This is a genomic window from Actinacidiphila sp. bgisy167 (assembly GCF_057707665.1).
Map to the genome: position 1 here is coordinate 112,164 of NZ_JBYIQP010000003.1, position 15,936 is coordinate 128,099.

Below are 15,936 nucleotides of genomic sequence, written 5' to 3' on the forward strand. Positions count from 1 at the left end.
GGGTGCCTTTACAGGGGACAGCGGTAAGTGGCTGATTGCGTTCAACCGCTTCCACAGCAATTGTTCAACGAGGTTTCCGTGCACATGTCTTCCTCCCGCAGACGCGGGCTGACGGCCGCCGTCGCCGCCCTGGTGGTGCTGACGGCCACCGGACCGGCCGCCTCGGCCGACCCGTCGGCGACGCCCCCGTCCCCCGGCACGGCCGGTGCCGCGCCTACGACCATGCGCACCGTCACGCTGATCACCGGTGACAAGGTCACGGTGGCCGGGAACGGCCGCACCGAGTCCGTCACTTCGGTCACCGGCCCCAACGGCAAGCCCTCCGGCGCGCATGTGATGTCGGTGGGCTCCGACACCTATGTGTACCCCGATGCCGCGGTGCCCTACGTGGCGTCAGGAGCGCTCGACGAGAAACTCTTCAACGTCACCGCCCTGCTGGCGGACGGCTACGACGACGCTCGCAGCGACCGGCTGCCGCTCATCGTCACCTACACCGACGCCGCCGCTCTCTCCCGCAGCGCGAAGGCCCCGCAGGGCGCGCGCAGGACACTGACCCTCAGCAGCATCCAGGGCGCGGCGTTCTCCGCCGACCACGAGCGGGCCGCCGACTTCTGGTCCTCCCTGACGGGGGGCGCCGAGGCGAAGGCCACCAGGGCCGCCGAGGCGGCGGCCGGCGGCACGCTGGCCGGGGGCATCGCGAAGGTGTGGCTGGACGGCAAGGTCAAGGCCACGCTGTCCGACACGACGGCGCAGATCGGCGCCCCGGATGTCTGGAGCGGCGGGGACACCGGGCAGGGCGTGGACGTCGCCGTGCTGGACACCGGCATCGACGCCGCGCACCCTGACTTCGCCGGCCGGATAGCCGAGGCGCAGAGCTTCGTGCCCGGACTGGACGTCACGGACCGCAACGGCCACGGCACCCACGTCGCCTCCACCATCGCCGGGACCGGCGCCGCCTCCGGTGGCACCGAGAAGGGCGTCGCCCCGGGCGCGTCGCTGCACATCGGCAAGGTCCTGGACGACTCCGGCAGCGGCCAGGACTCCTGGATCCTGGCCGGCATGGAGTGGGCCGCCCGCGACCAGCACGCCAAGGTCGTCAGCATGAGCCTGGGCAACGAGCCCACCGACGGCACCGATCCGCTCAGCGAGGCCGTGAACCGGCTCAGCGAGGAGACCGGAGCTCTGTTCGTCATCGCGGCGGGCAACTCCGGCCCGGAGCCCTACACCGTGAGCGCGCCCGGCGCCGCCGACGCCGCGCTGACGGTGGGCGCGGTGAACGGGCCCGGCAAGGGCGTGGACCAGCTGGCCTCGTTCTCCAGCCGCGGTCCGCGCGTGGGCGACAACGCCGTCAAGCCCGATCTGACCGGCCCGGGTGTGGACGTGCTGGCGGCGCGCTCGCAGTACGCGCCGGAGGGCGAGGGCGCCTACCAGACGATGAGCGGCACCTCCATGGCGACGCCGCACGTGGCGGGCGCCGCCGCCCTGTTGGCGGCGAAGCACCCGGACTGGACGGGCCAGCAGCTCAAGGACGCCCTGGTCAGCACCACGGCGAGCACCCAGCGGTCCAGCCCCTTCGAGGCCGGCAGCGGTCGCGTCGACATCGCCGCCGCGGTGAAGGCCACGCTGGTCGCCTCCGGTGACGCGTTCGCGCAGACCCACTACCCGTACACGCCGGGCCAGACCGTCCGCAAGGACGTCACCTACACCAACTCCGGCGCCGAACCGGTCACCATGGACCTGGCGCTCAGCGCGGGACCGCTGCCCGAGGGCCTGTTCACCCTCAGCGACTCGCGGCTGACCGTGCCCGCGCACGGCACCGCCACGGTCGGGGTGATCACCCACCTCGACGCCGCGGAGGACGACGGGGCCTACACCACCCGGCTCGTCGCAACCGGCACCGACGGCACGCCCCTGGCCCGCACCTCGGTCGGGGTGAACAAGGAGGGCCGGCGGACCGTGCTGACGGTCATCGCCAAGGACCGGCACGGCAAAACCCTGCCCGGCACCCTCGTCCTGAAGGACGTCAAGCGCGACACCCCGCCCAAGGCGGTCGCCGTCGACGCCTCCGGCCGTGTCGACCTGCGTCTGCCCCCGAGCACGTACTCGGCGTGGATGACCGCGGACGTGCCCGGCATCGACGGCACGCACACGCTCGGCTTCGCGATGTTCTCGGCGCCGCAGATCGACCTCGACAGCGACCGCACCGTCCACTTCGACGCCGCGAAGCTGCGCAAGGCGGCGGCCGTCACCCCGCAGGCGACGGCCAACCAGTTCATGCGGGTGGACCAGTACCGCACCAACGGCGACCTGTTCCCGTTCCTGGACAGCTACATGCCGGAGTACTGGCGCTACGACAGCCTCTGGGTGACCCCGACACCGAAGGTGACCGAGGGCGAATACCACTTCGCGACCCGCTGGCGGCAGATCCAGCCGCCGCTGACGTTCTCCTCCGGCCCGGAGACCTACGGCGACGTCACCATCCCAAGCCAGTCCCCCGCCCTGCCGGACGGCAAGGGCACCTACCACGCGGTCTGGGCGGCCGACGGCTCGGCCGCGGACTTCCGCGAGGTCGCGGTGCGCGGCCAGGTGGCGGTCGTGCGCCGCAGCGACACCGTGTCCGCCCCTGACCAGGCAGCGGCCGCGGCGAAGGCCGGTGCGCGGCAGCTGCTGATCCTGGGCGACGGCTACGGGAAGTACGACCCGTGGGCCGACCTGTCCGAAGGCGCCCCCCTGCCGGTGGCCTCGCTCGGCGCCGACGACAGCGCACGCCTGCTGACCCGGCTCCGCAAGCCCGGCACCGCGACGCTGAAGGTCGTGTCGCACCCGCACCCGGCGTACCTCTACGACCTGATCCGCCACCACGACGGTTCGGTACCGCAGGACCCGTCCTACCGGCCCGGCCCGGGCGACCTGGCCCGCATCGACGAGTCGTTCCGCAACACCACGCAGGGTGAGGCCTTGGCATCCCGCGCGGATGTCTCGCTCTACTTCGACGGGCGCATGGACGGACAGCCGACGCCGGTCGCGGCCCAGGGCACCCTCACGTCGTGGGTCACCGCAGGCGAGGACGCCCGCTGGATCTCCGGGGCAGCCATGCGGGACCTCGGCCTGTGGGGCGTGATGCGCACGTACAAGCCGCGCAGCACCAGCAGCGAGACCTGGTTCGCCCCGGTCCAGCGCCCGCGTGTGCTCAATGACGGCATCATGTGGACGGCTCCGTTCCGGGTCGGCGACATCATCAACACCTCCAGCCTGCCCGCCTGGGGGGACTCCGGCGGCCACGCGGGCATCGTCTGGGCCGACGGCGACACGTCGAAGATCTCGCTGTACCAGGGCGACGAGCTGCTCGGGGAGGCCTACAACGAGGGGTACGTCAACGCCGAGGGGCTGTCGCCCGACCCGCAGCCCTACCGGATCGTGCTGGAGGGCCAGCGCAACCTGCCGGACCGCCCGTATTCGACGCGTACCCGCACCGAGTGGGGGTTCACCTCGAGCACGACGGACTACGACCACATCACTCCCCTGCCGTTGTTGCAGCTCGACTACGCGGTGGACACCGACCTGTCCGGCAAGGCGGCCCGCCGCACCGGGCTGACGGTCACCGCCTCCCATCTGCAGGGCGCGGCAGGCGCGGGCGCGGTCCGCACGGCGACCCTCGAGGTGTCGTACGACGACGGCGCCACCTGGCGCAAGGTGACGCTGCGGCAGTCGGGCGGCGACTGGAAGGCGCAGCTCGAAGCGCCGTCCAAGGCCCGCTTCACCAGTCTGCGGGCGACGGCCCGGGACGCCGAGGGCAACAGCGTCAGCCAGACCGTGATCCGGGCGTTCGGCGTCAGGTAGCCGACGGCTCGAACGGACACAAGGCCCTTGCTCCCGGTGCGATACCGGGGGCAAGGGCCTTGTGCGTTGTCGGCTCGGGTCAGGTGCCGACACGGCGCGGGAGGTGTTGGGGAGGGGGGTCGTCCTCCCGCGCCGTGGTTTCGGGGGGTCAGCTGGTGAATCCGACCCGGGACCAGTCGGTGTCCTGGAAACCGAAGGCCCCGTAGTTGGCCACGTCGGACTTGGCCGCGACGATCTGCGGGCGCTGGTACAGCGGCAGGTCCGCGGCGAGCTTCCACAGCGCGGTGTCGGCGGCGTTGAGGTCGGCGAGGTAGGCGGAGTGGTCGACCTCGGTGCCCGCCTTGCGCATGTCGGCGTCGATGGCGGCGGTGCCGATGCGCGAGTAGTTCTGGCCGATGTTCCCGTGCTGCGGGGAGACGAAGGAGGCCGCGCTGTTGGTCAGCGGGAAGAACGGCACGGCGCCGATGCCGCTGAACAGCGTGAGGTCGAACTTCCCGGCGCTGATGTCGTTGAAGAAGTCGTCGCTGGGCTTGACCGCGGTGTGGAGGGTGATGCCCACGTTCTTGAGCATGGCCGTGAACAGCTGCGCCTCGTTGGCAGCGATGGGCGTGCCGGACGGGATCGCCAGCGTCAGCGCCAGGGGCTTGCCGTCCTTCTCCCGGACGCCGTCGTGCAGCTTCCAGCCCGCCGCGTCCAGTCGCTTCGCCGCCGCGGTGGGGTCGTAGCGGCCGATGGAGCCGGCGTTGTCGCGGTAGGCGGCGTCGTTGTTGACCAGGAAGTGGTTGTTGAGGGGCTTGGCCGGGAAGGGCAGGCCGTTGAGGTCGGCCTTGCCGATGGCCTCGCGGTCCAGCGCCATGAACACGGCCTGGCGCACCCTCTCGTCCTTCAGCAGCGGGCTCTTGCCGTTGAGGACCAACTGGCGCAGGTTGGGGGCGCCCGCCACCCGGATGGAGGTGTGCGGCACCTTCTGCGCCTGCTTGTAGGCGGCCACGTCCGGCCCGATGTCCTCGACGTCGATCTCGCCCGAGGCGAAGGCGCCGGGGGTCGACGCGGCGTCCAGAGTACGGAAGTTGATGCCGTCGAGCACCGGCTTGGGGCCCCACCAGTCGGGGTCGCGGACCTCGGAGACGACCTTGGTCGTCGGGTCCATCTTGCTCACCTTGAACGGACCGGCCGTGACCGGGATGTGGTTCTTGTAGGAGGTGTCGAACTTGTGCGGGGTGTCGATCTGCGACGCGGGGTACAGCGGCGAGAACAGCGTCCGCCACTCGGAATACGGCGTGCCATAGGTGACGACGACGTGCCGGGCGTCGCTGCCCTGCGTGACGGAGGAGATCTCCTCGTAGCCGGTGGTGCCGACGGGTGTGTACCCGGGGTTCTTGCCGTTCTGCGCCACCCAGTCCGCCCGGAAGTCCTTCCAGGTGATGGGGGTTCCGTCGGACCACCGCGCCTTGGGGTTGATCACGTAGGTGGTGACCTGCTTGCCGTGCTTGAGGGCGGTGGTCACCTTGGTGAGGTAGTTCGGGTTGGGGGTCTGCTTGTTGTCGGGGGTGCTATGGAAGAGCGACGGCAGCAGGGGAGCCATGGTCGTGGTGACGGCTACGGTGTTCTGCGAGGCCGCGTTGAGGCTGTTCCACTGGGTGGAGTACTCGTCGACGGGGAAGTTGAGGGTGCCGCCCTGCCGGAGCTTCGCGGGGTCGACGGGGTTGATCTGGTTGAGCGTCGCCTTGGGCGGGGCCTTCGGCGCCGACGCGTTCGCGTCGCCCTTGGAGGCGCCGCACGCGGTGGCGCCGGCGAGGAGACCCGCGGACACCACGACTGCCGTGGCCAGCCTTGCGGACTTTCGGTTCACCTGGATTCTCCTTGTGGGCGTTGGGGGCGGTGTGGGAAGCGCGGGTCGGGGGCCGGGCCGGGCCGGGTGGGTGCGGCCGGGGAACGCGGCGGGCGTGTCACGGGGCGGGGGCGCGTCACAGGACCTCCAGGGCGGCCGCGTAGTGGCAGGCGGCGGCGTGGTCCTCTCCCAGGGCCCCGGCGGCGGGGTCCTCGGTGTCGCACCGCTGGGACTCGGCCGGCGCGAGGTGCAGGTACTTGGGGCAGCGGGTGCGGAACCGGCATCCCGAGGGGGTCTCCGCGGGACTGGGGAGGTCGCCCTGGAGGATGATGCGCCTGCGCTGCCGCTCCTTGGCGGGGTCGGGCAGCGGCACGGCGGACAGCAGCGCCTGGGTGTAGGGGTGGGCGGGGCGGGCGAAGACCTCCTCGACGTCGCCGGCCTCGACGATGCGGCCGAGGTACATGACGGCGACGCGGTCGGCGATGTGCCGGATGACCGACAGGTCGTGCGCGATGAACAGGTAGCTCAGGCCGAGTTCGGCCTGCAGTTCGTCGAGCAGGTTGATCACTCCGGCCTGGATCGAGACGTCGAGCGCGGACACCGGTTCGTCGAGCACGACCAGCTTGGGGTCCAGGGCCAGCGCCCGCGCGATGCCGATCCGCTGCCTCTGGCCGCCGGAGAACTCGGCGGGGTAGCGCTCGGCGTGCTCGGGCAGCAGGCCGACGAGGCGGAGCAGTTCGGGGACGCGCTCGGCGATGCGTGCCCGGTCCCAGCCGTGGGTGCGCAGCGGTTCTGCCAGGATGTCGCCGACCGGCATGCGGGAGTCCAGCGACGCCATCGGGTCCTGGAAGACCACCTGGAGGTCCCGGCGCAGCTCCCGCCGTGCCCGGCGGTCCAGTTCCCCGACGTCCCTGCCGAGGACGGCGACGGTGCCGGAGCGCCGGGCGGCGAGGTCGAGGATCTGCAGCATGGTGGTGGTCTTGCCGCAGCCGGACTCGCCGACCAGCGCGAGCGTCTCGCCCTGCCGGATGTCGAAGTCCACACCGTCGACGGCGCGCACCGTGCCCACGCGGTGCTTGAACACCGAGCCCTTGAGGAGCGGGAAGTGCTTGGTGAGGCCCGTGACCCGCAGGACCTCGGGGCGCTCGGCGCGCGGCAGTTCGACCTGCCGCGCGGGGACGGCGGGAGTGGGGAACATGCCCTGGGACGGGATGCCGCCGGGGGTGTCGATCTCCTGTCCGCGGTGGCAGGCGGTGCTGTGCCCGGAGCCGGTCCCGACGGCCAGCAGCACCGGCTCCTCGGTGCGGCAGCGGTCCACGGCCACCGGGCAGCGCGCCGCGAAGGGGCAGCCGGCCGGCAGGTCCACCATGGACGGCGGTGTGCCCTCGATGGGGGTCAGCGCCGTCCGCTCGCCTGAGTCCAGTCGCGGCACCGAGCCGAGCAGGCCGATGGTGTAGGGCATGCGGGGCGCGGTGAACAGCTCGTCGGCGGTGCCCGTCTCCACCGGCTTGCCGGCGTACATGACGACCACCCGGTCGGCCATCCCGGCCACCACCCCGAGGTCGTGGGTGATCATCAGGATCGCCGCTCCGGTGACCTCCTGGGCCTTCTTCAGGACCTCCAGCACCTGCGCCTGGATGGTGACGTCGAGAGCCGTGGTGGGCTCGTCAGCGATGATCACCTCGGGGTCGTTGGCGATGGCCATGGCGATCACCGCCCGTTGGCGCATACCGCCGGAGAACTCGTGCGGGAAGGCGTCCATCCGCCGCTTCGGGTCGGGGATGCCCACCAGCTCCAGCAGTTCGATGCCGCGTGTCCGGGCCTGGGCGGAGGTCAGGTCCTGGTGGATCCGCAGGGCCTCCACCAGTTGCGCGCCGACGGAGAAGACGGGGGTGAGCGCGGACAGCGGGTCCTGGAAGACCATCCCGATGTCACGGCCGCGGATGCCGGACATCTGGCGGTCCGACAGCCCGAGCAGCTCGCGGTCCTTGAGGCGTACGGAGCCGGTGACCTCGGCGTCGTCGGGGAGCAGGCCGAGCACGGCGGTGGCGGTGACGGACTTGCCGGAGCCGGACTCGCCGACCACGGCGAGGGTCTCGCCGGCGCGGAGCACCAAGTCCACGCCCCGGACGGCCTGCACCCGTCCGGCCTCGCCGGGAAAGGACACCCGCAGGTCGCGCACGGTCAGCACCGGGCTGTCCGCGGCCGGTCGCGGGGAGGCGCCTCCAGGGACGGCGGTGGGGTCGGTCACGGGGTGACTCCTTCCTTCGCCGGAGCCGCCGGGACGGCCGCGGCGGTGGACGGGCGGCGGGGGGCGCGGGAGGTCCGCGCGTGGCGGGAGCGGGGCGCCGCCGGCCGGGTCCGCCGGCGGGACTTCGCTCCGCGTGCCGTGGGGTCGAAGGCGTCCCGCAGGCCGTCGCCGATGAAGGCGACGGCGAGGCCGATCAGGACGAGGAAGGCGGCGGGGAAGAAGAACAGCCACGGGGAGGTGTTGGCGTCCGGGGTCCCGGCGGCGATGAGCGTGCCGAGCGAGACGTCGGGCGCCTGGATGCCGAACCCGAAGTAGGACAGCGAGGTCTCGCCGAGCACGATCGCGCCGACCTGGACCGTCGCGTCGATGATGAGGATGGAGGCCGCGTTGGGGAGGATGTGCCGGAAGATGATGGCGAGCGGATGCACCCCCATGTAGCGGGCGGCCAGGACGTACTCCCGTTCCCGCAGGGTCTGCGTCATGCTGCGCACCACCCGGCCGGTGATCATCCAGCCGAACGCCGCGAGCAGGACCACGAAGAAGAGCCAGGTCCCGTGCTGGAAGGCCGGTGAGAGGACGGCGAGCAGCAGGAACGCCGGGATCACCAGCATCAGGTCGAGGAACCACATCAGCACGCGGTCGGTCCAGCCGCCGAAGTAGCCGGCCGAGGCGCCGACCACGGCGGCGATGAGCGTCGTGAGCGGTCCGCCGACGAGTCCGACGACCAGTGACTTCTGCAGGCCCCGCAGGGTGAGTGCGAACAGGTCCTGGCCCGAGTGCGTGGTGCCGAACCAGTGTGCGGCACTGGGCCCGGTGCCGAGGCTGGAGAAGTCGTTGTCGTGGTACGTCCAGTGGAGGAACGGCGGTACGGCGTACGCGAGCAGCACCAGGGCGACCACCAGGGCGATGCCCACCAGGGCCAGCCGGTTGCGGGCGAAGCGGGCGAGGATCAGCGCGCCGCGGCCGCGGCTCCGGGATGGCGCCGCCGTGCCGGCGCCGGGTGCGGGGGTGGTCATGAGGGTGTCTCCTCGGGTCGTGCGTCGCGGTCGTTCACCTGGGTCGACATGGGCCTTCTCAGGTGCGGACCCGAGGGTCGAGCGCCGCGTAGACGAGGTCGGAGAGCAGTCCCGCGATCAGGACGATCACGGCGGTGAAGATCGCGACGGCGGCGACCGCGTTGACGTCGTTGCTGGTGATGGAGTTGACCAGCCACTCCCCCATCCCGTGCCAGCCATAGATCTCCTCGGTGAAGGTGGCGCCGGTGAACAGCAGCACGACGTTGTAGACGACCAGCGGCATCACCGGGATGACCGCGGTGCGCAGTCCGTGCCGCAGGACCGCCTGGCGCCGCCGCAGCCCCTTGGCCCGGGCTGTCCGCAGGAAGTCGCTGCCCAGGACGTCCAGCATGGTGCTGCGCTGGTAGCGGCTGAAGAACGGGATCTGGGTGAGGAGCAGGGTCAGGGTGGGCAGCACCAGGTGCTCGAGGTTGTTGAGGATGACGGAGGCGGCGCCGTGCACCTTCGGGTCGTACATCCCGATGTACTGCACCAGCGGACCGCTGCCGCTCGCCGTGTCCAGGGTCCGCAGGCCGACCGCGATCACCACGACCGGGGTGGCCAGCAGGACGTAGGAGAGGATCGTCGACACCCGGTCGGACGGCCGGTACTGCCGCAGCGCGTTCCACGCGCCCACCGCCACGCCGCCGACGGCTCCGAGGACGGTCGCGACGAAGAGCAGCTCGGTGCTCACCAGGACCCGGCGGCCCAGTTCGGTGTTCACCGAGGCGCCGTCGTAGGTCTTGCCGAAGTCGCCGTGCAGCACGATCCCGGTCAGCCAGCGCCAGTAACGGAGGTACACGGGAGTGTGCGGATCGAGGTTGTAGCCGCGCAGGATCGTGTAGATCGAGTGCAGCGGCGGCCGGGGGTTCTTCGACAGGTAGTTGATGTCGGGGTGGAGCGTGAGGGACGCGAGAAAGTACGTCGCGCTGGCCGCGATGAACACCAGGATCACGTAGTTGCCGAGGCGGCGCAGTAGGTAACGACCCAACGTGCTTTCTCCTTCGCGTGGCCCGCCCTATGAGCAGGGCCGTACCGGCTCCCGTGCGGGGTGCGACCGATTCGGCGGTGCCGTCGGGGAGGTCACCGCGGCGGAGCGGGGAATACCGATCGAGCCCTGGTGAAACGACTCGGGAATATCCTCGCGCCCGCCGCGTTCATAAGAGGCAATGCGAACACAAAGAATTCGCAATAGGCATGGGGGACGGAAATTCAGGGAAAAGGGTTCCGGGCCGCCGGGAATTGATCGTATGAGGTGCGCCACTTTATGCGCTGCTGACGCCGGGCGTCCTCGGGCAGCACGAAGGGCGGGCGCGGAGTCAGCTCCGCGCCCGCCCCGGGGGTGTGTGCGATCAGCTCACCGCGAGGGTGAAGACGTGCAGGTTCACGTTGTCGGGAAGCTTCACACGGGTGATGGTCCTGCCCTCCGGTGCGGCGAAGGGCTTGGTGGCGAAGACGTACGTCGCCACCGGGTCCTTGTCCTCTCCGACCTTGTTGCGGTAGTCGGTCCTGGCGACGACCTCGTTGCCGAACTGCACGGTGCTTCCGCCTCCGTACATCGTCCAGTCGGTGAAGGACAGGTCGACCGAGCCGGTGCTGCCGTCGTCGTAGGTGACGGTCGCCCTCGCCTGCTGGTCGCCGTTGACGGCGCTGCCGACGAACGACAGCCGCGAGGCGGGCGTGGGCAGGGCGATGGACTGGCCGGTCGCCGCGGCGTTGTCGGGACGGCCCGCCGCAGACTGCGGCCAGGTGAAGGCGAGGCCACCGGTGACACTGCCCTGCGCGCCCGGGGTGAGACCGGCCGACGCGAGGGCCTGGCGGGAGTAGCTCCAGCCACCGCCGTCGTAGTTCGCCTCGGCGTGGTCGCCGGAGTCGTCCGAGATCCCCCTGCTGTTGTACGCCGCGACGAGCGAGCCGGGGGCGGCCACCGTCAAGGACAGAGGCTGCTCATAGGACGTGTCCCCGAAGGCCACCGTCACCTTGGCGTCGTAGAAGCCCTGCCGGACGTCCTCGGCCGTGGACAGGGTGATCGACTGCTCGCCACCGGTGAACACGCCTTCGGCGGGGGACGCGGTGACGCCTTCGGGCGCCGTGACCTGGAAGCGCACCTGCGGCGCCGCGCCGCCGCTCAGGGCCAGGGCACGGATGCCGATCTCGGTGCTGCCGCCCGGCGCGATGGTCGCCGAGGTCGGGCCGACGCCGATCTGGTACGGCTGCTCGCCCTCCCGGAAGGAGGGAGGCGCGTCGGCAGCGTCCGCACCCCAGGCGGGGTCGGCAGCACGGGAGAGCTCGTAGTCGAGCTCGCCGCCGTTCTCGACGAAGGAGGCGGGCAGCCACGGGCGGTCGCTCGCACGGCCGTCGACCTTCAGCGATCGGATGTACGGCGCGTCGGCCGCCGCCCCCTCGGCGCGGATGGAGATGTCGTTCCCGGCGGGGCGGTCGATCTCGATTCGCGGGAACAGCGGTGAGGCGAGGACGAGTTCGGCGCGGGAGGGCACCTGCGGGTACATGCCGAGCGCCGAGAAGACGTACCAGGACGACATCGCGCCGAGGTCGTCGTTGCCGGGGATGCCGCCCGGCTTCGTGGACCACAGGACGCTCATCGCGGCCCGGACGGTCTCCTGCGTCTTGTAGGGCCGGCCGGCGTAGGCGTACAGGTAGGGCACGTTGATCGACGGCTCGTTGTCCATCGCCGACTTGGCGCCGCCGCTGCCGGTGAAGGCCCAGCTGCCGTCCGCGTTGTGGAAGAAGGAGTCCAGCCGGGCGAGGGCCTTGTCGCGTCCGCCCATCGCGGCGAACAGCCCGGCCGGGTTGTGCTGGACCATCCAGGTGTACTGGGCTGCGGTGCCCTCGACGAAGCCGTTGTCGGTGGCGGGCGTGAACCCGGTGACCCAGCTGCCTTCCGCCGCGCGGTCGGCGATGTAGCCGCCGCTGGGGTCGGCGGCGATGTTGAAGTTGTTCTGCCACCACTGCGAGCGCTTGGCGAAGTCGGCGGCGGTGCGCTTGTCACCAGCGGCCGTGGCGAGCTGGGAGAGGGCGAAGTCGGCGCCCGACATCTCCAGCGTCTCGGCGGCGCCGCCCCAGGCGTTGGAGACGGACGGCATGTAGTGCAGCTTCAGGTACTTGTCCAGGGACGGGCGCTGGCCGACGGAGAGGACCGGCTTGCCCGCCGGCGACAGGTCGCGTTCGGTCGGAACGGTCGCCGCCTTCACCAGGGAGTCCAGCGCGCCGCGCAGGTCGAAGTCCTTGCCGCCGAAGGCCCGGATCCCGGCGAGCGCGGCGGGCGACGGATCGCCGTTCATGACGTGCGTACCGGAGGCGCCGTGCAGCCAGCGGTCCCAGACGCCGCCGTTCTGCCGGGCGAGCTCGTACAGGGACTGGGCGATGTCCGAGCCCGTGCGCGGGTTCAGCAGGGTGACCAGCTGCACCTGCGAGCGGTAGACGTCCCACCCGGAGAAGGTCCCGTACTGGGCGTCGTGGCCGCGCCCGACGGTGTGGACCTCGCCGTCGCTGCCGCGGTACCTGCGGTCGGCGTCGCTGATGACATTGGGGTGGATCATCGCGTGGTAGAGGGCGGTGTAGAAGGTGGTGCGCTCGGCGTCCGTACCACCGCCCACCTTGATCGCCTTCAGCCGGTCGCGCCAGGCGCGGCGGGCCGCCTCCCGCACCGAGTCGAAGGACCGGTTCCCCGGGTTCTCCGCGGCGAGGTTGGCCTCGGCGCCGGCCTGGCTGACGTAGGAGATGCCGACCTTGACGTTCACCGGTCCGGTGCCCGGCGCGAACTCCACCCAGCCGCCGGCGCCCTTGCCGGCCACCGGGAACCCGCCGTCGGCGAAGCCGCCGGTGCCGCCGGAGGCACTGGTGGAACCGGGGGTGATCTTGTCGTCCTGCCAGGTGCCGGTCTCCTTGAAGGAGCGGTCGAAGCGGGCGGTGAAGTAGAGGGTGTAGTAGGGGCGCCGGCCCTCGGGGTCGATGTAGCCGCAGAAGTTCCCCGAGGTGACCGAACCGGAGACGGTGCGCGTCTTCGGGTCGATCCTCACCGTGGAATCGGTCGCGCCCACCTCGGAGTTGGCGGTGCGGATCAGCATCGAGGCGGGCTTGTCCGCCGGAAAGGTGAAGCGGCCGGAACCGGTGCGGGTGGTGGCCGTCAGGTCCGCCGTCACGCCGGAGGACAGGCCCACCTTGTAGTGCCCGGGCTCGGCGGTCTCGTCGGTGTGCTTGAAGTCCGCGGCGTACACCGCGTCCTTGGTGTCCGCGGCGGGCGACGAGGTGACCTCCCCGGCGAACGGGAGGAACGGGATGTCGCCGCTGCCGCCCGCACATCCGGTGCCCGACATGTGGGTGAGGCTGAAGCCCCGCACGCGGGGGGTGTCGTAGTGGTAGCCGCCGGGGGCCGTGGTGCGGGTGGCGTCTCCACGGGTGGTCTCGGGGCTCCAGGAGAGCATGCCGAACGGCACGACGGCACCGGGGAAGACGTTGCCGGCGTTCGCGGTGCCGATCAGGGGGTCCACGTAAGAGGTGGGGTCCTTCACGAGCTCGGGTGGCGACGCGGCGGGCGCCGCGAGGGCGGGAGTGGCGCCGCCGACCGCCAGGACGGCGGCAAGCAGCACGGACGTCGGACGCAAACGCATACGCGGGCCCTTCTCTCATGGACGGGTCGGGCACCACGGGTCACACAAGCCTCGGGGACCCTAACGCGCCCCACCGGTGCACCGGAAGACCCTGGCGGGCGCAGTTCAACTCCCTTGACAACGTTGCCGCTACGGCCGGTATAGTCACGGCCAGTTGCTGACTGACAACGTTGTCGTCGCACCACGGTTCCGCCACACAAGCCCCGCACGCTCGCACCGCCGCACCGCCGGCCGACGTCCGGACGTTCGCCGTCCCGGCACCGTCGTCGCCCGGAGTCGGCGCCGATGGCAGTCCCGCGTCAGCGACGGCGCGATGAACCAGGTGCGCGTCCCACGCCGGCCCAGCCGCAGCGGTGGCGGAACATCGCACCAGCGGCACGGCCTCACGTGACGGAGACCTGTTCCCGCCGCCCGAACGCTCGGCCTTCGACGCCCCGACGCCGACTCGCGCCTCCCGGCACGCCGCTGGACTTCCTCGCGCCTCCCGGCACGCCGCTGGACTTCTCCACTCTCCGGATGACCGCCCCCGGCACCCGCCTCCGACTGTACGGAGAAGTGACGGAGCCCGGGAGCATATCCAGCTGCCCGGGCTCCTGTGGTGCCACCCAATTGCGCACACCGGCGGCGTTTAAGAGCCGCGGATCATCGTGAGATCGACGCGTTCTACCTTTGAACTACCGCGCCGCGAAGAGGCGCAGAGGGGACTCGAACCCCCATCCGTCGATGATCGTCCGCACTCGGTCGATCCGGTGTTCGGCGGCGAATGCTGAAACTGGAGCGAGAGTCTGAGATTCAGGGGGCTGCCTCTACCGGTTGGGCCACCCCGGCGCGTGATGCCGGGGGAGGGATTCGAACCCCCACTGTCACCCCTGGTGAGCTTCAACGTCAGTGTCAGCTTGCGCTCTCGGCGCACCCCTCGCTCTCACGAGGGGCGTTGATGGGGCTACCCGAACAGGTAGCCGAAGACCGCCTCCCCCACCCGCTGGTCGGCGACGTCCGCGCTGTTGGCCTCCTCGCGGGCGAACTTGACGGCATGCTGCAGTTTCTCGACCCTGCCGAGCAGTTCGTTCACCCGCCGCGCCGGCAGCGCACCGGAGAACTTCACGGTCGTCCAGTACCCCACGGGGACGTCTTCGTAGTACACCTCGACCTGTGCCGGGTGCTTCTCGGTGGCCTCGGCCTTCACATGGTTGCGGGGCACCTTCTTGGTGCGGATCGTCCGCACCGGGTCGGTCTTCCAGCAGTCCGTCGACGGGTCCGGGTTCCACGACTCGGACGCGTCGAGGACCGGCAGCTTGCGTACGAACGTGTGCAGGTCGGTCAACTGCTTTTCTAGGAACAGCAGATAGGGGACAGGGACCTCGGCGAGCAGCACCCGCCCGTCCACCACCACGTCCGCCGCCGCCGTGCGGTTGGCCCAGTCCTTCGTCGCCGTCACGTCGAAGAGCCGCGTCAGCGTGCCTCCGACCGCGTGCAGGACGTCCTCGGCCTTCACCTGGACCCGGGTGGACTCGGGGGGCAGTTGCTCGCCCTCCTCGTCCTTGGGCTGGTACGTCCGCGAGATCCCGGCCAGCAGCGCGGGCTTCTGGACGTCGTGATGGGCCTGGGTCAGTTCCTGGAGGGACTTGGACTTGACGCCCTTTTCCACGGCGATGATCTGATTGAGCTTCGGCACATCGTCAAACTAGCAGTGCCGTGTGCGTACACACACCCGATTTCCCGACCGTCTCGATCGCCCGCGGGACGGTTTCGCAGCCTGTGCTCCGCGAACTGCCCCCAGAACAGCGTCTGTGTCGGAGGCGAGCCCGCAAGCCCTGCTGGAGCGCGGGGACGGCGTCGCGGCGACGAGCACGCTCGCCCGAGCGGCTGCTCGCGTCGACTGGGCGAGCCGTGCGAACTGCGGCTCCGCACGGGGCACCTGGGCGCCGTACCGTCCTGATGTCGATGTCGGCGCCGCCCGGTCGCGGACGGTGTCGCCGGGGAGGATCTCGCCGGACGGACGGGGTGGTGCACAACGCGGGCTGCGGATTCCTGGCCGCGGTGCGGTGGAGGAGACCACCGACCGCGACGCCCGGGGGCCGGACGGGTGGCCAGGGCAGGAGGCGACGGCCACGGGCCCCGGCCGCAGGGGGTGAACCGGCGTGGCCCGCAGGGTACGCGGCGGCATCGCCCTGCGGCCGGACCGGCGAGCGGGTGGCGGTTCGGCCGCATCGGCCACGGCACCGGCCCCGATGCGCCGGCACCTCGGCCCCTCCGCCGGTACGGACCGGCCACCCGTGCCCGGCCCGGATCCTCGACGGGATCGGCTGCGGCATACTTGCCGGATCG

At 71.1% G+C, this 15,936-nt stretch carries 7 protein-coding genes; 1 reads left to right on the forward strand and 6 read right to left on the reverse strand.

Annotated elements, in window-relative coordinates; translation table 11 throughout:
* The first annotated feature begins 84 nt into the window (after window positions 1-84).
* Entirely contained in the window at window positions 85-3,840 is a 3,756-nt protein-coding gene (locus AC3ET4_RS02110; protein ID WP_431945256.1) for a S8 family serine peptidase, read from the forward strand.
* Between the two features lie 148 nt (window positions 3,841-3,988).
* Here AC3ET4_RS02110 and AC3ET4_RS02115 read toward each other — a convergent pair whose 3' ends face one another.
* The 6 genes from AC3ET4_RS02115 to AC3ET4_RS02140 all read right to left on the reverse strand — a co-directional run bounded on the left by AC3ET4_RS02115 (window position 3,989) and on the right by AC3ET4_RS02140 (window position 15,283).
* On the reverse strand, window positions 3,989-5,692 hold the full coding sequence (locus AC3ET4_RS02115; RefSeq protein ID WP_431945199.1) for an ABC transporter family substrate-binding protein: 1,704 nt from the start codon (window positions 5,690-5,692) through the stop codon (window positions 3,989-3,991).
* Window positions 5,693-5,807: 115 nt separating this feature from the next.
* Window positions 5,808-7,922 (reverse strand): ABC transporter ATP-binding protein, encoded by a 2,115-nt coding sequence (locus tag AC3ET4_RS02120; protein WP_431945201.1) that lies wholly within the window; start codon window positions 7,920-7,922, stop codon window positions 5,808-5,810.
* Window positions 7,919-8,938 (reverse strand): ABC transporter permease, encoded by a 1,020-nt coding sequence (locus AC3ET4_RS02125; RefSeq protein ID WP_431945203.1) that lies wholly within the window; start codon window positions 8,936-8,938, stop codon window positions 7,919-7,921. Before AC3ET4_RS02125 ends, AC3ET4_RS02120 begins: the two co-directional genes overlap by 4 nt.
* 58 nt (window positions 8,939-8,996) lie before the next feature.
* Complete coding sequence (locus AC3ET4_RS02130; RefSeq protein ID WP_431945205.1) at window positions 8,997-9,968, reverse strand: ABC transporter permease; 972 nt, start codon at window positions 9,966-9,968, stop codon at window positions 8,997-8,999.
* 361 nt (window positions 9,969-10,329) lie between these two features.
* A complete protein-coding gene (locus AC3ET4_RS02135; protein WP_431945207.1) occupies window positions 10,330-13,608 on the reverse strand; it encodes a GH92 family glycosyl hydrolase in 3,279 nt (1,092 codons plus the stop codon).
* A gap of 943 nt (window positions 13,609-14,551) precedes the next feature.
* Window positions 14,552-15,283 carry a DUF7873 family protein gene (locus AC3ET4_RS02140; protein ID WP_431945209.1) on the reverse strand — a complete coding sequence of 244 codons (732 nt, stop codon included), beginning with the start codon at window positions 15,281-15,283 and terminating at the stop codon, window positions 14,552-14,554.
* Between the last annotated feature and the right edge of the window lie 653 nt (window positions 15,284-15,936).